Consider the following 19,313-nt stretch of genomic DNA (forward strand, 5'->3'; position numbering starts at 1 on the left):
ACGGCTGCCAGTCTGCTGGCTGTGGTGGGGTCATGAGCCCTATTCGCAGCCTCGACTATCCGAACTTGCCGATACCTGCCAAGGTCACCGGGAGGGCAGAATTTTGCCGCTGCGGAGCCGACACCGCGCAGACCACCACCGACAACCGCAGGCGCATCGGTAGCGGCTCCAACACGCTCGACCCTCTCCGCACCCACGGCAGCAGCAAGGGCTGCCCGTTTCTATGTGGTGTGCGTGGCCGCGGGGTGCTGAACCTCCAGGACCGCCGCCGTGCCGCCCACAGTTCGGTCCTCATGCATGGCGATCACCTGTCCGGGCTGAAGTTGCTGCCACTGCGACGGGTCGAGGGGGGCGAGACGCACGGTGGACCGTCCGCCTGGCTCCAAGAAGGGCGTGAACTCTACCCAGAGGCGGGCGACGTTGAGGGCCGGTTCGCCGGTCGGGGTTCGGTTTCCGATGTTCCACATCGGTCGCAGGACACCGGCTCCGGAGAAGGGAGTCCGCCGGCGGCTCTCGGTGGCCGGGCGGAGGGTGAGGTCGGCTCGGATGATTCCGTAGCGGGTCTCGTAGCAGCGCCAATGACACCAGGCAGCGCTCTTCTCCAGCCGCATCTGTTCGGCGGCGGAGGCCAGGGTCTCCCAGAAGCTGAGCGGAAGCGGGTGGACATCGCCGAGTTCCTCCAGCAGCCCGAGAGCCACTTCCCACTCGTCATGTGTGAGGTAATCCCAGACGTCATTAACCGTGATGTCGTTCTCGGTAGCGATCTCTTCAGGGACCAGGAGGGAAGCGGCTTCCAGCAGCTTGGGAACGTCCACGCCCTGATTCTGAACCACGGCTTCCTGTCTGCGGCAGTGGGTGCCAGGTAATGACGATCGAGCAGCTCGCGACACTGGCGACGTTCGGCTCGACCTGGGCCGTGCCGGCGGTCGGTCACAACGTGGCAGACCATTGTCTTCGGCCGGAGTGATCACCAGGCGGCGAACAAGGGGCGCCGCCGGTGGAGTACGTAGCTGCGGCGGGCTGGTCGGACCTGCCGGAATGGAGTGCCGAAACGCGGATGGTCGTGTCGCGATGCACGGTCTCCCTACGTACATGAGAACCGGCTTCCGGCTCAACTCCCGTGCAGTAGCCACCTTTAGTGATGGTTGAACGTCTCCGGTCGACCTCGCGGCTGAGCCACGGCGTTTGAGGACTTGTCCAATGCCGAACGGCACGTACGCCGTTGGCGGTCGGGGTGGACAGAGGTGGGCAGTGCTGGACAGCCACCGACCCTGCAGGGCCTGGAGAGTGGACACCGCCCGAGACGAGTCTGTGTGCCATGAACGTCGCACGTACACAGAAGGGCGAGGCAGCGCGTCAATGGCCTCGGCCGGGAACGGCTCTGCCGCTCACCCAGTCGCAGACGCCCCCGCGCCTGCCCGGCAACGTCTCCGACAAGGCCGCACCCACACCCGCACCCGAAGGAGCATCAACCATGATGTCCCGCCCGCTCCGTACCATGACTGTGCTGACCGCCGCCGCAGCCCTCTGCGCCACCGCCTCCACCGCCTACGCCGCGCAGGACACCAACCAGCGCGCGCCAAGGATTGTCACCGCCTGGGCCCGTGCCTGGAACGGCACCAACCCTCAGGCGCTCGGCGCCCTGTTCACCGCCGACGGCACCTACACCGACGAAGCCGTGGGCGTCACCTTCCACGGCCGCAAGGAGATCGCAGGGTGGAAGGCCCGCGCCGACACCCTCATTGACAACGTCCACGTCACCATCCGCGCCACCCACCTCGACGGCGACCGCATCACCGTCCGGGCCGTCTACTCCGGCCACCTCAAGGGCGCACCCAAGCCTTTCGCTGTGCCGATGACCACCCAGCTCGGCCTCGACAAGAACCACTGCCGGATCGCCTTCGACCAGGACCACTACAGCCTGGCCACTGTCCTCACCCAGTCCGGCCTGCCCGCCGACTGGACCCCGCCCGCCACCTGACGGCAGTCACAGCACACATCGCACACGCCCTCTTTTCCCCCACCACGCAGCGCCGCGCTCCCAGCCGGCGAGAGGAGGATGCCCGTCCCAGCACCGGCCGGCCACGAAAGGATGCCTCGTGGCCGGCCGGTCGCCGCTTCACCGACCGAACCAGACCGACCACCACGACGGCTTTACCTGTATCTGGTCGGCTTTGGTGAGGGATTGGGCGAGGGTCCACCCGGCGACGGTCCGGGGCGAAGGCGGGCGGGCAGTCGCTGGTCGTGGTGAGGTGAGTGCGCGCCAAGGACCTCGGCCTGAGTATCGGGGACTACCTGGCTCGCCTCGTGCAGGACGATGCCAGCGGCTTGCGCGCCCGCGGCGTGCATGCGGCCGCCCGGTTCCTTGCCGAGCATCAGGCCGTGTTCGACGAGGCCACAGCCCACGAGGTGAAGCCTCATCACGATAGGCACCGTTGCAGTGGTAGCCCAATGGCCTGAACCCGGCCCCCCGAGGGGCCCGCATGCCTCCGGGCGCCCACTCCCGAAAATAGGTTGAACAAGACCTATTTGTCTCGTTAGGTGCTCATGTGAGCGCCAGAGGAGTGATCATGACGGTAGATTCGCCCGCGCCGACGGCCGCAGTGGCCATGACCCTGGCCGCGCTCGCGGCGACCGGGGCGACCCCGCGCCCGTCCGGGGAGAGCGTGACGGCGCAGAAACTGCGCATCGCTGCCGGCATCAAGCAGCAGCTGTCCGACCCCGCCCTGGCGACGAAGGGCACGTGGCAGCCGGCCTGGCTCGCGCTGAGCCCGGACAACGCGAACATGGCGTACATCGCGAAGGACACCTCCGGCTCGAACGCGTTCGCCGTGGTCGTCCGCGGGACGGTCGCCAACGCGATCGACACCCTCGAGGACCTCGATGTCGGCACGGTGGTCCCCTTCACCGTGGGCGGATCGTCGCCGGTCTCCGTCTCGAAGGGCTCCATGACCGCGTTCACCCAGGTCGCCGGTATGACCGACGGGTCCCCGGGGGCGGGCTCCAACCTCGTGCGGGCGCTCACCCTCCTCCTGACGAACGCGCCCCCGCGGGCGACGGTCAGCGTGATCGGCCACAGCCTGGGCGGCTGCATCGCCACCGTGCTCGCGCTGTACCTGCAGGCCCAGAACTGGGGCAGCCTCGCGCCGCAGTTCGGGGTGATCACCTTCGCCGCCCCCACCGCAGGGCTGAAGGACTTCGCCGACCGCTTCAACTCCGTGCAGTGGAACGTGAACCAGGCGTACGTCAACAACTACGACATCGTGCCACGGGCCTGGGCCGACCTGGACGCGGCCAAGAAGTGGTACCCCGCCACCCACGGGCCGGTCGCGCCCGCCGACGTCAAGGACGTCCTCATTCCGGGGATCGAGGCCCTCACCGGTCCCAACGTCTACGTCCAGCCGAACAACGCCATGCCGCCCCTGAACCCCAACTACGACACGTTCGACCCCGCCGTGGTGAAGAGCTCGACCGAGGACTTCCTGGCCCAGGTCGCCTATCAGCACGCCAACTCCACCTACCTGGGTCTGCTGCAGGCACCGCAGCTGCCCACCGGGCCGGTGGTGCAGGCCGTCAGCCCCAACGTCGGCACCGCGGGCACGCAGATCACCATCGCCGGGCGCGGCTTCGGCTCGGACAGCGTTGTCGACTTCGGCCCGGTCCCGTGTGTGAGCAAGGTCGTCAGCGACACCCAGATCATTGCGACCGCACCCGAGGGGGTCGGCGTCGTCGACGTCAGGGTCACCGGGAGTCTGGGCACCTCCCCGGCCGTCCCGACCGGGCAGTTCGCCTACGGCGGGCCGCAGCCCGTCCTGGTCACCGGCATCTCTCCGGACAACGGGAAGTCCGGGACAACGGTCACCATCACGGGCGTGGGCTTCGCCGCCAATCCCACCGTGTACTTCGGGAAGAACCCCGCGACGTCCAAGCTCGTCTCGCCGACCCAGATCACCGCGACGGCGCCGTCGTCCGGTGCGCCCTTCAGCAAGACCATCGACATCAGGGTACTGGTGAACGGCTACCTGTCCCCTGCCGTGCCCGTCGACGAGTTCACCTACCCAGGCTGACGCCGGGGCCGGCCGGCTGCGCCACGCACGTGGGGCCCGTGCCGCCTCGGCTGCATCCGCCTCGTCCGCATCCGGCGCGGACTGTCCGCGACCCGAGGGCACCCTTCGGACAGGGGTGCTCGCGGGCCGCGGGGTGATGTTGCCGGTACCACCCCTGGTGGCGTCGGACCTGGTAGCCGTCCAGGCCGCACTGGCCCTTCGCGGTTTGAAAACACTCGTTGATTGCCCAGCGGACGCCGAGCCACCTTGATCAGCTCGTCCAGCATGGCCCCGACGGGCGCGTGGGCGCTGTAATAGCCGTTCTTCGCGGGATCGGTGAGGCTGCGGCGGGCCAGAACCCAGTGCCGGCGCTCGGGGCGATGCCAGGGCCGGACCTCCGGGTGCCGTCGAGTACGGGCCGTGGGGCCGGATCTATGACCTGTTCCGCCGATGGCAGCGGGACGGCACCTGGCACCTGGTCCTCACCCAGCTCCAGTCCCAGGCCGACGCGAAAGGCGGGATCACATACCCGCCGAGCCTGCTGCCGGGCGTCGCAAGGACGCCTACCGCGGGACGGGGTGGTGACCGGGCAAGGCGGTCGACGAGTACGAAGCTGGGTGCCGTCGCAGCGATGAGTCTGCCGACGCTGACAGGTCTACCCCCCGACCGAGACAACCAATTGGGAGCAAGGCATGGGCCTCATCCACATCGAGCTGTTCGCAACCCTCGACCTCGTCGGGCAGTCGCCCGGCGGCCCCGACGAGGACCCAGTGGGGTTCCCGTTCGGCGGCTGGCAGGCGCCCCTGTTCGACGAGGTTGCCGGGGCGCAGGTCGGTGCCGCGTACGAGGGCACGGACGCCCTCCTGCTCGGCCGGCGGACATATGACATCTTCGCTGCCTACTGGCCGTACCAGGAGGATGGCGAGGACAACGAGATCGCCACGCTCTTCAACAGCGTCCCGAAGTACGTGGCCTCCCGCGGCAGGCCCGACCTCTCGTGGGCCGGGTCGACGCAGCTCGGCACGGATCTGGCCGGCGCGGTGCGCGAGATCCGCGACCGGCACGAGCACGTGAAGGTCGTCGGGAGCCTGAACCTGGTGCAGACCCTTCTGCGCGAGAAGCTCTTCGACCGTCTTGACCTCTGGGTGCACCCGATCGTGCTCGGCGTCGGGAAGAAGGTGTTCGATGGTGGCGCGGTGCCGACGAACGTCACACTCCTCGAACCGCCGGTAGCCGGTCCGAAGGGCACCGTATTTCTGCGCTACGGGCTCGCCGACGGCACGCCCGGGACGGGGGACATGAGCGCACCCGATCGCGGCGTCGGGCGCGACGACTGAAGCCGCCCCGCGCCAGGTGGGTCCGTGTCGTCGGCGGTGAATCCGCCGGGTCATCAGTCCGTCACGGCGTCGATGGGATTCACGGTTCGAGGACCCACCTCGGTGAGGGGGCCACCGCCATGCTCTTCCGCTTCACCATCTGCGGCACGCACCTCGCCCGACGCCTCGTAACCCGCTCCCCAGCCCGCTGCCCGCGATATCGAAGCGATCGTTCCATCAAAGGAATCGGGCTCAAATTCGATGGTTCTCAAGACACTCAGTTGTGTCTCACCTACTGGTGCCGTCGTTTCAGGAGCCTGTGCGCGAGGGTGGCCACGGGAGTTTGGGCGCGTTCTTCGTCGTACACATGACGATGTGCGCCCCGTTCCAGGTGAAGGCGATCGGTACGTTGCGGGGTTCCGTCCTTGGCGACGCAGGCCAGGTGGGTCACGTCACGGGCCGGCAGCGCCTGGCTGATCGGGCGGTTCAGAACCTCGACGATCTCGTCGGCTGCATGGTTCGGATTCTCCTTCTCAGCGCAGTTGCTCGGCCAGTCCGACGATGACGCCCTCCGGGCCGCGGAGGTAGCAGAGCAGATAGCTGTCCTCGAACCGGGCGATCTCGCCGACGAGTTCGGCGCCGTGAGGGCGCAGGCGGGCAACGGTGTCCTCGATGTCGTCGACGGCGAACATGACGCGGTGCGTGCCCAGAATGTTGTGCGGCCGGTTGCGCGGCCCGGCGCTGATCGCCGCAGGGCTGCGGTACTTCGCCAGCTCGAGCCGGCTGTGACCGTCCGGGGTCCGGACCATCGCGATGTCACAGCGGACCCCGTCGAGTCCGGTGCACTGGTCGGCGAAGAGGCCCTCGACCTCCGCCCTGCCCTCCAGCTCCATACCGAGTTCCACGAAGAACGCGATGGCGGCATCCATGTCCTCGACGACGATGCCGACGTTGTCCATCCGCTGAATCGCCATGCTGGTTTCTCCTTCTTCCTCGTGCGGCCGGTGGTGGCTGCTGATGTCCCTGGGACGGAGCCGGTGGCACGTTCTCGACATCCTCAGACCGCCGAACTCCGAAAAATCTGGATCGCGCCTCAGCACCGCTACAGCAGACCGCGAGCCAGGCGCCACCACCGAGGGTGAGTGCGGCGCGGGTGGCCGCTCCCATGAAGACGATCAGCCGCAGCGTGCCGTCCCCGATTTTCAATGCTTCTTCGACGATTCGCAGCGTGCGCGCTTGAGCATTGCGCATCCCCAACTAATTCACGGTGCCGGGTCACCCCAGGCGGGTGGAGTTTTCCGTGCCGCTCGCCCTCGCCGCACCCGTCCGGGCCCCGCCGCGCAGCGCCGGCGCGAGCACGGTGGGTAACCCGGATCCCCGTGCCCCACACCGAGATCATCACGGCATGTGGGGTGGCCAGGAGCTCAGTTCTCAGACGCGCCCCAGGTCTTGTTCTTTGCCGTTCCCGTGCTGTGCAATGTCACACATCACATTAGGAGGCTGCTTTGATGCATCAGAGACGTCCCAGTCCGTCCATTACCTTGCTCGCCGCGACGGCCATGCTGGCCGGATTTGCCCTGGCCGCCGTGCCCTCGAAGGCCGATGCCGACCCCGCCGACCCCGCTGTCGACGCCGTGGCCGCCACAGCCCATCCCCGCGCGGACGTCGGCCCCGACGAGCACGACCTGCCTGGGCCCTTCACCAAGAAGAACCGGGCTCAGCGCAAAGAAGCCCTCGAGCAGGTGCTCTCCGGCAAGGCTTCCGTCCGGAAGCGCGGCGCCTCCCAGGTCGTGCGCCTGGGCAAGGGCAAGTACGCCGAGCTCGGTCGCGAGAAGACCGACAGAATATTCGTCATCCTCACCGAGTTCGGTGACACGGTCGACAACACGACCACCTACGACCCGGACGGCGCCGGCCCCAAGCCGGCGGTGGTCAAGTACGGCGGCGAGCCCGGCCCGGCGCACAACCAGATCACGCAGCCGGACCCGGCAATGGACAACTCCACCGCCTGGCAGGCCGACTACGACCGCGACCACTTCCAGGACCTGTACTTTTCGCACGACCCCGACAAGGAGTCGGTGGCCAAGTACTACGAGCGGCAGTCTTCGGGCCGCTACTCCGTGGACGGCTCGGTCGTCGACTGGGTGAAGATCCCCTACAACGAGGCCCGCTACGGCTCCGACTTCTGCGGCGCCCGCATCTGCGACAACGCCCAGGACCTGGTCCGCGACGCCGTCAACGCCTGGGTGGCCGACCAGAAGGCCAAGGGCCGTACCGACCAGCAGATCAAGGCCGACCTCGCCTCCTACGACCAGTGGGACCGCAACGACTACGACGGCGACGGCGACTTCAACGAGCCCGACGGCTACATCGACCACTTCCAGATCGTCCACGCCGGTGAGGACCAGTCCGCCGGCGGCGGCGCCCAGGGGAGCAACGCCATCTGGGCCCATCGCAGTTACGTCTATGGACAGAACGCCGGCAGGACCGGTCCGGAGGGCAACAAGGGCGGCGGCACCCCCATCGGTGACACCGGCCTCTGGGTCGGCGACTACACAATGCAGCCCGAGAACGGCGGCCTCGGCATCTACGCCCACGAGTACGGCCACGACCTCGGCCTGCCCGACCACTACGACACCAGCGGCACCGGCGAATCCTCCTCCGGCTCCTGGAGCGTGATGTCGCAGGGCTCCTGGCTAGGCCGAGGCAAGGGCGTCATCGGCGACCTGCCCGGCGACATGAACGCATGGGACAAGCTGCAGCTGGGCTGGCTCGACTATGCCACCGCCAAGGCCGCGACCGAGGGCACCTACAAGCTCGGCTATGCCGAGTTCAACAGCAAGGACCCGCAGGCCCTGGTCGTCGACCTGCCCGACAAGCAGGTCGCTACCCCCATCACCACCCCCGCCCAGGGCGGCAGGCAGTGGTGGTCGGGCATGGGCGACAAGCTGACCACCACCCTCACCCGCCCCCTCGACCTCACCGGGAAGGCCGCCGCGGCCCTCACCCTCAAGGGCTGGTGGGACATCGAGCAGGACTGGGACTTCCTCTACACCGAGGCTTCCACAGACGGCGGCACCACCTGGACCGCTCTTAACGGCACCGCCGACGGCGCGTCCATCGGCCACGACGGCGCCGGCAGGCCCGCCCTGACGGGCACCGGCGGCGCCTACAAGAACCTGGCCTACGACCTGACCGCCTACGCCGGCCAGAAGATCGACGTCAGGTTCCGCTACGCCACCGACGAAGCCGTCCAGGGCAAGGGCTTCGCCGCCGACGCCATCACCGTCACCGCCGACGGCGCCACGCTGCTCTCCGACGACGTCGAGGGGGGCGACAACGGCTGGACCGCGAGGGGCTTCTCGCGTATCGGCGAGGCATTCATCAGCCGGTACCCGCAGTACTACATCGCCGAGAACCGCCAGTACGTCTCCTATGACACCGCCCTGCAGACGGGCCCGTACAACTTCGGCTGGCGCACCACCCGCCCGCGGTGGGTGGAGCACTACCCCTTCCACAACGGCCTGCTCATCTCGCTGTGGGACACCTCCCAGCCGGACAACAACGTCGGCCAGCACCCCGGCCACGGCCAGATCCTGCCCGTCGATGCCCACCCGGCGCCGCTGCGCTGGCCCGACGGTACGCTGCTGACCAACCTGATCCAGACCTTCGACTCCCCCTTCGGCCTCCGGCCGACCGACGCCTTCACCCTGCACCGCAACGGCGTCGAGCTGCGTGTGCCCACGGCGCCCGGTGTGGCGGTCTTCGACGACCGCCACGGTGACCACTACTACGACCCGGCCAACCCCACCAGCGGCGTGATCGTGCCGAACACCAATACCAGGATCACCGTCCTGAACGAGGCCGGCGACGGCCACCACGTCGTCCTGCGGGTCGAACCCTCCGACGGCTGACGGCGATCGGTCCGGCCGCCGCGGGCACCGCCCCTCACGACGCACGACCTGACGAGGTGGCAGGCGGTGCCCGCGGTCCGGCCGAGCAGGTCCCAGGGGACTCCGTCGGGAGCCCGTCGCCCGACTGCGGGGATACCGTGAAGACTCTGACCTGCACGGACGGCCCCCAGATCAACACTACACAGTGCGTATACACATCGCGTATACATGGTGTGTATAGTTCCCGTCATGTCAATCGGTCACACGCTCCTCGGGCTCCTGGAGTCCGGACCCCGCCACGGTTACGACCTGAAGCGCGCCTTCGACGAGAAGTTCGGCCACGACCGCCCGCTCCACTACGGACAGGTCTATTCGACGATGTCGCGCCTGCTGAAGAACGGCCTCGTCGAGGTCGACGGGATAGAGGCGGGAGGCGGCCCCGAGCGCAAGCGGTACGCGATCACCGAAGCCGGCATCACCGACGTCGCCCAGTGGCTCGCCACGCCCGAGAAGCCGGAGCCGTACCTCCAGTCGACCCTCTACACCAAGGTCGTCCTCGCCCTGCTCACCGGCCGCAGCGCAGCCGAACTGCTCGACACACAGCGCTCGGAGCATCTGCGGCTGATGCGCATCCTCACCGACCGCAAGCGCCGCGGCGACCTCGCCGACCAACTCATCTGCGACCACGCGCTCTTCCACCTGGAGGCCGACCTGCGCTGGCTGGAGCTGGCCGCCGCCCGCCTCGACCAGCTCGCGAAGGCGGTGACCGCATGACCCCCGCCGGCTCCCTGCTCGTCGCGGACGAACTCCGCAAGGCCTACGGGCCCACCAACGCGCTGGACGGTGCCGAGTTCTCCATCCACCCCGGCGAGGTCGTCGCCGTCATGGGCCCCTCCGGCTCCGGCAAGTCGACGCTGCTGCACTGCCTCGCCGGGATCGTCACCCCCGACTCGGGCACCATCACCTACGACGGCCGTGAGCTGTCGGCGATGAACGACGCGGAGCGCAGTGCGCTGCGCCGCAGCGAGTTCGGCTTCGTCTTCCAGTTCGGTCAGCTCGTGCCCGAACTGACCTGCGTCGAGAACGTGGCGCTGCCGCTGCGGCTGAACGGCACCAAGCGCAAGGAGGCCGAGCACACCGCCCTGAAGCAGATGGAACGCCTGGAGGTCGACGACCTCGCCGCCAAGCGCCCCGGTGAGGTCTCCGGCGGCCAGGGCCAGCGCGTCGCCGTGGCCCGCGCACTGGTCACCGGCCCGCGGGTGCTGTTCGCCGACGAGCCGACCGGCGCGCTCGACTCCCTCAACGGCGAGCGCGTGATGGAGCTGCTCACGGAGGCCGCCCGGTCCACGAACGCCGCCGTCGTCCTCGTCACCCACGAGGCCCGCGTCGCCGCGTACTCGGACCGCGAGATCGTCGTACGCGACGGCAGGTCCCGGGACATGGAGCGCGCCATATGACCGCCCGCGTCTGGGCGCGCGATCTGCTCATGGGAGCCAGGTTCGCTGTCAGCGGCGGCCGGGAGGGCTGGACCCGCACCCTGCTCACCGGTCTCGGCGTCGGCCTGGGCGTGGCACTGCTGCTGGTCACCACCGCAATCCCCAGCGCCCTCGCCGCGCGCGATCTGCGCGGTGACGCCCGCAGCGTGCAGACGGCGTCGGCGGGCGAAACGGCGGGGGACAACTCGCTGCTCGTGGGGGAGGCCGACACCCGTTTCGGCGGCGAGGACATCCACGGCATGCTGCTGATGCCGCAGGGCTCCGACGCACCGCTGCCGCCGGGCCTGGGAGCGTTCCCCGCCCCCGGTGAGATGGCCGTCTCCCCGGCCCTTGACCAGCTGCTGAAGTCGGACGACGGGACCCTGCTGCGCGAGCGGCTGGACGCGAAGGTCACCACGGTCATCGGCGACGAGGGCCTGCTCGGCCCGGATGAACTCGCCTACTACGAGGGCAGCAACACGCTCAAACAGCTCGGCGGAGAGCTGGTCACCGGCTTCGGCAACTCCGCCGAACCCGAGACGATGGATGCCGTCCTCGCCCTGCTGATCGTCCTGGTCTTCGTCGCCCTGCTGACGCCGGTGGCCGTGTTCATCGCCGCCGCGGTGCGCTTCGGCGGTGAGCGGCGCGACCGCAGACTCGCCGCGCTGCGCCTGGTCGGCGCCGACGGCAGGATGACCCGCCGGATCGCGGCGGGCGAGGCACTCGCCGGAGCACTTGCCGGGCTGATCTTCGGGGCCGGGTTCTTCGCCGCGGCACGCCAGTCGGCGTCCGTGATCGAGCTGTACGGGATGAGCGTGTTCCCCGGCGATCTCGATCCGTCCCCGGCACTTGCCGCCCTTGTCGCACTGGCCGTGCCCGCCGTCGCGGTCGCCGTGACGCTGCTGGCCATGCGGGGTGTGGTGATCGAGCCGCTGGGGGTGGTCCGTGCAGCGAAACCGTCACGGCGACGGATGTGGTGGCGGCTGCTGCTGCCCGTGGGAGGGCTCGCACTGCTCTATCCGATGATCGGCATGGGCAACGAGAATCCGGGGTTCAGCCGCTGGCAGGTGAGCACCGGCGTGGTGATGCTGCTGGTCGGGATCACTGCCCTGCTGCCCTGGCTGGTGGAGGGCGTGGCCTGTCGGCTCGGCGGCGGCCCGGTCTCGTGGCAACTGGCCGTCCGACGGCTCCAGATGAGCAGCGCTGCCGCGGCACGACTGGTCAACGGCATCGCTGTCGCGGTCGCCGGCGCGATCGCCCTGCAGATGATGTTCACGGGCGTCGAAGGCATGTACAGCAGGAACACGGGCAACGACCCCTCGCGCGCCGCGATCTCCGCCGGCGCAGGAGTCGGCGACGCCGCCGCCGGCCGCGCCGACGCCATCGCCCGCGAGATCGGCGGCACCAAGGGCGTCGCCGAGGCGATCGCCCTGAGCGAGACTCACCTCGCCACCTCCCCGGCGGAGTGGAGGACGACCGCCAAACTCACCATGGGCAGCTGCGACGCGCTGCGCGAGGTGGCACACCTGCCCTCCTGCAAGGACGGCGATACGTTCGTGCTGCGCGGCGGCTGGGACGACGACTCCACCGCGGCGGTGGTGAAACCCGGCCGGAAGATCTACGCCGGAAACACGAGCGACGGCAGCGGCCCAGAACCCGTCGCATGGACCCTGCCGGCATCCGCGAAGGAGGCCAAGAGCCGGCGTGACCCTCAGGGTCTGCAACGCAGCGGCATCCTCGCGACTACGAAAGCGGCACCAAAGGGCCTCGGCCGAGGCCAGGCGGCGGTCATCTACATCCGGCTGGACCCGTCCGTGCCGCAGGCCGCCGAGCGGGCCCGGACAGCCGTCCGCAAGGCCGATCCGACGCTGTCCCTGTCCCACCTCCAGGCCACCGAGCAGTCCCACCGCTTCACGTCGATCCGCACCGGACTGTTCATCGGAGCGACCTGTGTACTGCTGCTGATCGGGGTCAGCCTGCTCGTCTCCCAGCTCGAGCAGCTACGCGAACGCAGGAAACTCCTGTCCGCGCTCGTCGCCTTCGGCACCCGCCGCTCGACCTTGAGTATGTCGGTTCTCTGGCAGACCGCCGTACCGGTCGCCCTCGCACTGCTGCTCTCGTCGGCCGTGGGCGTGGCCCTCGGCACGGTGCTGCTGAAGATGGCGAGCGTCCGGGTGACCGTCGACTGGGTGCCGGTCGCCGCGATGGCCGGGGTCGGAGCCGGGGTCGTACTGCTGGTGACACTGCTCAGCCTGCCGCCACTGTGGCGCCTGATGCGCCCGGACGGGCTGCGGACGGAGTGACGTCGGCGGATCCCGGTAGGTCAGCATCTGCTCCGGGAGGTCCGCCAGGGCCTCCCGGAGCGCGACCGCGAACCCCTCGAACACGCTCGGCTGTCCGCCGAGATGACCTACGGTGACGGGTTCCATGCTCCCCGACGGCAGCAATCCAACGGCCCGTCAGCGATCGGGAAGGTGATGCGCCGCTCCGCAAGGACCGGCGTACATCACATGCATGCATCGGCGTATGCAGGCCGATGACCACCACTCACGACCATCAAGGGGTAATTCCGGCATGCCCGAATACAGGAAGAAGTTCACGGTCACCGCCGTCGCAGCACTCGCGCTGGCAATCGGCGGCTGCTCGATGGAGCCCACGTCGCCTTCGGCCGCCCGCGACAGCGCATCGGCTGCGGAATCGCTGTCCCTGTCAGCCGCGGGAGGCACCGACTGCGCGAAGGTCAAGTGCATAGCCCTGACCTTCGACGCCGGGCCCGGCAAGGACACCCCGAAGCTGCTCGACTCGCTGAAAGAGAAGCAGGTTCACGCGACCTTCTTCCTGCTCGGCGAGAACCACGTGGTCAAACAGCCCGACGTCGTGCGGCGTATCGCCGCCGAGGGCCATGAAGTAGCCAATCACACCTGGTCGCACCATCGGCTCGACGAACTCGACGCCGATGGGATACGCAACGAGCTCTCCCGTACGCAAGAAGCCATCGCCAAGATCACCGGCAGCCGCCCCACCCTGATGCGCCCACCGCAGGGCCGAACCGACGACGACGTCACCAGCGTCAGCCGGGAGCTCGGCCTCGCCCAGGTCCTGTGGAGCGCCACCGCCAAGGACTACTCCACCACCGACTCCGAGCTCATCAGAAAACGGATCCTCGACCAGGCCGGGCGCGACGGCATCATCCTGCTGCACGACATCTACGACGGAACCGTGCCCGCCGTCCCCGGAATCATCGACGAGCTGAAGAATCGCGGCTACACATTCGTCACCGTGCCCGAGCTGCTCGCGCCCGGCAAGGCCAACCCCGGTGAGGTGTACCGCCCCTGAGAGCCACTGGGGAACATGCCGAGCGGGCACGGTCGAGGCGGCGGATCGCCACACCGCGCGAACGCGGCCTGGGTGTGCGCAAGACAGCCGAGCGGCTGGAGCGAGTGCCCTCGACGATCAGTCGCGAACTTCGCTGCAACAGCCTGCCCACGACAATGGACAACCGGTCGCACCCCTCTGCCGGGAAGGGGGACACCCGTGTCACCTGCAACGTTCGGCTATGGCGTACCCCACACTCCTGGCAATACCGCCGGACCGCCCCGCCAGGTGCCATAGCCCCCACCATCCAGGCCGCCGACTCCGACGAACAGGGATGTCAAAAACTTGCTAAGGCATGGCTGACTGTCAGCGGTGTTCGCGGCGCCTGATCATCCTGACGACTCGGGGAAGTGCCGATCCGGCCAGCAGGGCCGCCAGCGGAAGGACGATGTCCGTCCATGGGTCGCGGATCGGCTTGTAGGTGGCTTTGCCGTCGGTGATCTCGATGTAGCCGAGCGGCCGGGCCTCGACTCCGCCGCCTCCGCCTCCGCCCTCACCGGTTTTGGCGGCGCCCATTTCCCGTCCGACGCCACCGCCGAAGCCGAAGCCGACCCTGGCGACCGGAATGACGGTGATGCCGTCGCGAGTAATGGGTTCGCCGTAGACGGCGGTCACGGAGGCCCGTGCGCCGAGTTTGTCGGCCAGGCGCTCCAGAAGGGTGACGGAGGCGTGGGCGGCGCTGAGGTCGGCCAGGGGGACGGGACTGTCTTCGCCTGCTGTGCTCGTCATGTGCTGTCTCCCGTATGGGGGCGTTTCGCTGTGCCGAGGATGTGGGTGGCGGCTGGGGAAGGGAGTTTCGTATCGGGGAAGGCGAACTTCTCCACCGTGGTGAGGGTGAGACCGGCTGTGGTGATGGCGGCGGCGGCCCGGAGCGCCTCGTGGAGTTGGCCGGCGTCGGGGGCGCCGGCGAGGCCGTCCGCGGTCCGGTACATCCGGCAGGACAGCCCGGGGGTGTGCGCGGGCTCGGCGAACGGGTCGCGGCCGTCAATGAGGATGGTCGGGGAGCCGGTGAAGCCGATCCGCTCGGCTTCGGCCTGGCCGGTCACGATGCGGGTGGTGAATCCGATACTGCTCAACCCCGACGTGTCGAGCGCGCAGCGCAGCCGCTCGGCCGCGAGCGTCTCGTTCGGGCAGCCGGGCACGAGAAGGATCTCGATGTCCATGTCTCCAGGCTCCCGCACCTGCCTGCCGTGCGCGCCCGCGCCGTCCGGCCTGGCCGTTCCCGAACGGGGTCCCGTGCGGGCGGGGGCTTGGGGCTCCGTCGCTGCGGCGGGTGTGTTCATCGGCAGCAGTCGCAGCCGGGCCGGCATCCGCACGCGTCCGTCTCCGGGTCGGCAGACGGCACCACTGCAGCGGCCCTTGCCCTGCCAGGCGTCGCGGCCCTCCCTGAGCGCGATGGCGGCGATGACCAAGGCAGCGATCGGGTCGGCCCAGGACCAGCCGAGGGTGGCGTTGAGCACCAGGCCGACCAGGAGGACGGCGGAGAGGCAGGTGCACATGAGCCGTACGCGTCGAAGCCGTCATCGCCACTCGCCCAGCACAACCGAGGGGTGCTGCTTGGCGCACGACCGCTCGTCACGCAGCCAGGCAGCAGAGACGCTGCCGGGCACGGGGGCGCTGGTTGGCCTTTTGTGTTATTTCAGGCAGTCTCGGCGGATGCGGCCTGGTCGCCCCAGCCAGAGGTCCGGTCCGAACACCTCGTAGTGGATCATTTCGGCGGGTACGCCGAGACGCAGTAGGTCGCCGCGGACCGCGCGCATGAAGGGGAGGGGGCCGCACAAGTAGGCGGTCAATGCAGGGCGGAGTTCCAGGCTGGTGACATCGGCCCGGCCGGTCGATGCCTCCGGCGCATGGTCGCAGGGCTCCTCGTACCACAGGTGGAGCTGGGCGTTCGGGAGCGCCCGAGCCAGGGTGCGTTGCTCGTCGCGGTGCGCGTGGTCGGCGGGGGATCGGTCTGCGTGAACGACGGTCACCGGGCGGGTCGAGCCGGTGGAGGCGAGATGGTCGAGCATGGCAAGCATGGGCGTGCTTCCGATACCGGCGGACGCCAGGAGCAGCGGGCCGTCGCCCTCCGGCAGGACCAGGTCGCCGAACGGGGCGGACACGGTGAGACTGTCCCCTGGCTGGGCGTGCTCGTGGAGCCAGGACGAGACCTCACCGTCCGGATTCACATCGTCCCGGAGGCGCTTGACGGTGATTCGCCAGTGCGGGTGGCCCGGGGCGGCGGACAGGCTGTACTGGCGGATCTGCCTGGCGCCATCGGGCAGCTCGACCTGGACACTGATGTACTGCCCGGGCCGGAAGGGCTCCGTGGGGCGGCCGTCGGCGCGCCGCAGAATCAACGAGACGACGTCGGACGTCTCCTGGCGCCGCTCGGTGATCTCCATGCTGTGCCAAGTGTCGCCATCGAGGCCGGTCTGCTGGTAGAGACCGGCCTCGATGGCGATCAGCGCGTTGGCCATCAGCCAGTAGACCTCGTCCCATGCAGAGGCGACCTCGGAGGTGACGGCGTCGCCCAGCACATCGGCTATCGCCTCGAAGAGGTGGTGGTGGACGACCTTGTACTGGGCGGAGGTGATGCCGAGGGAAGCGTGCTTGTGCGCGATCCGGGCGAGCATCGCGTCCGGGCGGGCGTCGGGGGTCTCCAGCAGCATGCCCGCGAACGCCGCGATGGATCCAGCCAGCGCCCGCTGCTGATCCCCGTTGGCTTGGTTGCCCCGGTTGAACAGGTCCCGCAGCAGCTCCGGGTGGGCATCGAACAGCTTCTTGTAGAACAGCTCGGTGATGTCCCCAACGGCGGCGCCGACCAACGGGAGCGTCGCCCGGACAACGGGGGTGGACTGCTCGGAGAGCACAGTGACTCCTTAATCGGTATGCGATCTGCGTATTTAAGCGTGCGGGGGACTGACCCCCTGGGTGTGCGTCTGCTACTCCTGTGGGCGGCCGACGAGTCCGACGAGTACCGGTCCGGTGGGGGAAGCCACCAGGTCGGTCACGGTCAGCGGGTCGAGGGCGGCATAGAACGTCTCCTGGGCGTCGCGCAGTGCACGTCGCAGGCGGCAGGCTCCGCGTAGCGGGCAAGGCGGGTCGTCGCAGGCGACGACCTCGTCCTCGCCCTCGAGCTCCCGTACCAGCCAGCCGACCGAGGCGCGCCGGCCGAGGCTTGTGAGCGCCAGTCCGCCGCCTCGGCCACGCCGGGCTTCCACTACGCCCAGGTGCTGGAGGCGTGTGATCGCCTTCGCTACGTGGGTGTATCGAACGTCCATGGCCGCTGCCACTTCGCGTGTGGTCAGAGGGTCGCCGTCGTCGGAGACCGCCAGGCGCATGACGGAACGCAGTGCCAGGTCGGTGAACTTTGTCAGTCGCACAGCCTGGACGCTATCAAATACGCATACTGAATTCCTATTTAGAGTCGCCGTGACCGTGTGGAGTGCGTCACGGGTGGGGCGGCTTACGGCGTTGGTCCCCGCTCCGGCGTACCCGCGGCTCCGGATACCCGCGCTGATTTCGAGTACCGCGAGCCTCGGCACGGGTGGCAGAGGTGCCACCACCGTCGAACGCGCGTCCCGGCCGGCCTGCAGCGAGGCCGAAGAGCGGGTGTCGTTCTCAGCGTCGGGGTTCTGGGCGGCGAGCGGGTCCTCGGCGAGGCCATAGGTCAGCGGCCGTTTCTGCCACACATCCCGCAGCATCGGGTTCCAGGTCCACACATGCCCATTGAAGTCGGCGCAGTTCACCAGCGAGCCATTGCCCGCATCGACCAGCGCGAGGCCGTGATCGCGATCGAGGAGGGTATCTCGCTGCTCAACAGCAGCCGTGCGTCCGGCATGACGCATGGGTGAGGCGTCACGTTTGACAAACGTGATCTCTTTGAAGACGGCCCCTTGATTCACAAGGTCCTGCGGACGACCTCCGCCAACTCGTCAGCTTCGGCCGTGCAGCCACTGCGCTGTCCGAGGGCAGCAGGCGGTCGCGCGGGTACAGCTCGGCGGCCTGCCGAGTCGGACGGCGCTGCGAAGGCGGCGGTCGCCCGCGTCCTGGCAGGCCGAAGCTCCTCAGCGTAGGACGGCCGCCAGCAAGTCGCCCCCCAGCGCCGCCAGATCGGGCAGATTGAGGGTGTAGCGAACATAGCGACCGTGCCGCCGGGCCGTGAGCAGGCCCGCGCGGCGGAGGACAGCGAGGTGGCGGGAAACCTCCGGGGGTGACAGTTCCCAGGCGTGGGCCAGCTCACGGGTGGTGTGCGGGCCGCGGGCCAGGGTGCGCAGCAGTCGCAGCCGTACCGGATGTGCGAGTGCCTCCAGTCTGAGGGTGACCGTTTCCAGCGGTACGGGCTCTGATGGACTCGGCTCGGCCACGGGGTACTGCACCACCGGCTGCCACCCCGGCGCGTGGACCGCCACCAGGTGCGGGCGGCCGAAGACACTGGGGATGAAGGTGACCCCGGTGCCGTGGGCGGTGGTCGCCTTGTCCTGCAGCTTGTCCACGATGATGCAGTCGCCGTCCGGTGCCAGGGTGACTGAGCCGGAGACCGATGCGAGTGCCGCCCCGATGCCCTGGCGCTTCAGCAGGTCGTTCTTCAGGCGCAGGTCGGTGGCGAGCTGCACGGCGACGCCCGCCCAAGCGGCGTCGAAGAAGGCCTCGGCGCACTGTGCGAGGGTGTGGCGCACCCGTGCCCGCACGGCGGCCGGGTCCATGAGCAGCCGTTCCGCGAAGGCCTCTTGCCGCGCGCCGCGGGCTTGGGCCAGGTCCAGGGCCCGCCCGCGCGCAGTCGCGTCGGTGAGTGGCGACGGCGCGCCGAAGTGGACCCGGTTGCTGCCGCACGTGGTGACGAGCGCGGCGGTCACATACGTTTCGTCGTCGATCTGGTCCACGTCGTCCAACTCCTCGGCGAGGGTCGGCCGAGGTCGGGCGGGGATCAGGAAGTCGGCTTGTGAGGAGCGCCAGAGAAACTCCGCCTCCCGCAACCGCTCGGCCAACTCCGGCCGCAGACCGGCCCAGACGTCCCCGGCCCAGCCGGCGAGCTGCGGATGATGCCCGGGTTCGGCCAGCACGTGCAGCATCGCGGTCAGCTCGGCCAGCGGGGAGGCGGCGAAGCGCAGTCGCTCGGACGGCAGGCCGCTGATGTCGATCCTCAACGTCATCCCCACAGCATCCCTGAGCGGATGGCCGGCGACGGCGTCGGTTGACGGTGTCAGTCAACCGACGTGCCCA

The 19,313-nt window shown here is 69.0% G+C and carries 18 protein-coding genes and 1 pseudogene; 11 read left to right on the plus strand and 8 right to left on the minus strand.

Annotated features, from left to right (window positions below; translation table 11 throughout):
* Positions 1-221 precede the first annotated feature (221 nt).
* On the minus strand, positions 222-815 hold the full coding sequence (locus OHA61_RS38680; RefSeq protein ID WP_406307065.1) for a hypothetical protein: 594 nt from the start codon (positions 813-815) through the stop codon (positions 222-224).
* Between the two features lie 683 nt (positions 816-1,498).
* Between OHA61_RS38680 and OHA61_RS38685 the strand changes: the two genes are divergently transcribed.
* The 4 genes from OHA61_RS38685 (at position 1,499) to OHA61_RS38700 (ending at position 5,383) form a co-directional block, all read left to right on the plus strand.
* Positions 1,499-1,981 carry a nuclear transport factor 2 family protein gene (locus OHA61_RS38685; RefSeq protein WP_406307066.1) on the plus strand — a complete coding sequence of 161 codons (483 nt, stop codon included), beginning with the start codon at positions 1,499-1,501 and terminating at the stop codon, positions 1,979-1,981.
* Positions 1,982-2,256: 275 nt separating this feature from the next.
* Positions 2,257-2,460: a hypothetical protein gene (locus tag OHA61_RS38690; RefSeq protein WP_406307067.1), complete on the plus strand. Its 204-nt coding sequence runs from the start codon at positions 2,257-2,259 to the stop codon at positions 2,458-2,460.
* A 110-nt stretch (positions 2,461-2,570) separates the two neighbouring features.
* Positions 2,571-4,067 carry an IPT/TIG domain-containing protein gene (locus OHA61_RS38695; protein WP_406307068.1) on the plus strand — a complete coding sequence of 499 codons (1,497 nt, stop codon included), beginning with the start codon at positions 2,571-2,573 and terminating at the stop codon, positions 4,065-4,067.
* Between the two features lie 671 nt (positions 4,068-4,738).
* The gene (locus OHA61_RS38700) at positions 4,739-5,383 is read left to right on the plus strand and encodes a dihydrofolate reductase family protein (protein WP_406307069.1); all 645 of its coding nucleotides are present in this window, start codon (positions 4,739-4,741) and stop codon (positions 5,381-5,383) included.
* 512 nt (positions 5,384-5,895) lie between these two features.
* On the opposite strand, the gene OHA61_RS38705 is transcribed toward OHA61_RS38700, so the two are convergent.
* Positions 5,896-6,336 (minus strand): VOC family protein, encoded by a 441-nt coding sequence (locus OHA61_RS38705; protein ID WP_406307070.1) that lies wholly within the window; start codon positions 6,334-6,336, stop codon positions 5,896-5,898.
* A gap of 534 nt (positions 6,337-6,870) precedes the next feature.
* On the opposite strand from OHA61_RS38705, the gene OHA61_RS38710 reads away from it, so the two are divergent.
* The 6 genes from OHA61_RS38710 (at position 6,871) to OHA61_RS38735 (ending at position 14,434) form a co-directional block, all read left to right on the plus strand.
* Positions 6,871-9,276: an immune inhibitor A domain-containing protein gene (locus tag OHA61_RS38710; protein WP_406307071.1), complete on the plus strand. Its 2,406-nt coding sequence runs from the start codon at positions 6,871-6,873 to the stop codon at positions 9,274-9,276.
* A 228-nt stretch (positions 9,277-9,504) separates the two neighbouring features.
* Positions 9,505-10,029 (plus strand): PadR family transcriptional regulator, encoded by a 525-nt coding sequence (locus OHA61_RS38715; protein ID WP_361916874.1) that lies wholly within the window; start codon positions 9,505-9,507, stop codon positions 10,027-10,029.
* The gene (locus OHA61_RS38720) at positions 10,026-10,712 is read left to right on the plus strand and encodes an ABC transporter ATP-binding protein (protein ID WP_406307072.1); all 687 of its coding nucleotides are present in this window, start codon (positions 10,026-10,028) and stop codon (positions 10,710-10,712) included. Before OHA61_RS38715 ends, OHA61_RS38720 begins: the two co-directional genes overlap by 4 nt.
* Positions 10,709-13,033, plus strand: a complete 2,325-nt coding sequence (locus tag OHA61_RS38725) for an ABC transporter permease (protein WP_406307073.1) — start codon at positions 10,709-10,711, stop codon at positions 13,031-13,033. Before OHA61_RS38720 ends, OHA61_RS38725 begins: the two co-directional genes overlap by 4 nt.
* Positions 13,034-13,304: 271 nt before the next feature.
* The gene (locus OHA61_RS38730) at positions 13,305-14,066 is read left to right on the plus strand and encodes a polysaccharide deacetylase family protein (RefSeq protein ID WP_406307074.1); all 762 of its coding nucleotides are present in this window, start codon (positions 13,305-13,307) and stop codon (positions 14,064-14,066) included.
* A gap of 44 nt (positions 14,067-14,110) precedes the next feature.
* The gene (locus tag OHA61_RS38735) at positions 14,111-14,434 is read left to right on the plus strand and encodes a helix-turn-helix domain-containing protein (protein ID WP_406307615.1); all 324 of its coding nucleotides are present in this window, start codon (positions 14,111-14,113) and stop codon (positions 14,432-14,434) included.
* On the opposite strand, the gene OHA61_RS38740 is transcribed toward OHA61_RS38735, so the two are convergent.
* From OHA61_RS38740 to nsrR, 5 genes and pseudogenes are all read right to left on the minus strand, one after another.
* Complete coding sequence (locus OHA61_RS38740) at positions 14,412-14,834, minus strand: spore germination protein GerW family protein (RefSeq protein ID WP_406307075.1); 423 nt, start codon at positions 14,832-14,834, stop codon at positions 14,412-14,414. The genes OHA61_RS38735 and OHA61_RS38740 overlap by 23 nt on opposite strands.
* Positions 14,831-15,268 carry a hypothetical protein gene (locus OHA61_RS38745; protein WP_406307076.1) on the minus strand — a complete coding sequence of 146 codons (438 nt, stop codon included), beginning with the start codon at positions 15,266-15,268 and terminating at the stop codon, positions 14,831-14,833. The genes OHA61_RS38740 and OHA61_RS38745 overlap by 4 nt, the downstream gene beginning before the upstream one ends.
* Positions 15,269-15,384: 116 nt before the next feature.
* Positions 15,385-15,607: pseudogene (locus tag OHA61_RS38750) on the minus strand (cation transporter); the annotation flags it as partial.
* Between the two features lie 132 nt (positions 15,608-15,739).
* Positions 15,740-16,960, minus strand: a complete 1,221-nt coding sequence (locus tag OHA61_RS38755; protein ID WP_406307077.1) for a globin domain-containing protein — start codon at positions 16,958-16,960, stop codon at positions 15,740-15,742.
* Positions 16,961-17,032: 72 nt separating this feature from the next.
* On the minus strand, positions 17,033-17,473 hold the full coding sequence (gene nsrR, locus OHA61_RS38760; protein ID WP_406307078.1) for a nitric oxide-sensing transcriptional repressor NsrR: 441 nt from the start codon (positions 17,471-17,473) through the stop codon (positions 17,033-17,035).
* 339 nt (positions 17,474-17,812) lie between these two features.
* Here nsrR and OHA61_RS38765 point away from each other — a divergent pair, with 339 nt between their 5' ends.
* Positions 17,813-17,944, plus strand: coding sequence for a hypothetical protein (locus OHA61_RS38765; protein ID WP_406307079.1), 132 nt, complete (start codon positions 17,813-17,815; stop codon positions 17,942-17,944).
* Positions 17,945-18,157: 213 nt separating this feature from the next.
* On the opposite strand, the gene OHA61_RS38770 is transcribed toward OHA61_RS38765, so the two are convergent.
* On the minus strand, positions 18,158-19,243 hold the full coding sequence (locus OHA61_RS38770) for a DUF5937 family protein (RefSeq protein WP_406307080.1): 1,086 nt from the start codon (positions 19,241-19,243) through the stop codon (positions 18,158-18,160).
* Positions 19,244-19,313 lie beyond the last annotated feature (70 nt).

The sequence above is a fragment of the Streptomyces sp. NBC_00885 genome, from assembly GCF_045207475.1.
Taxonomy (GTDB): Bacteria; Actinomycetota; Actinomycetes; order Streptomycetales; family Streptomycetaceae; genus Streptomyces.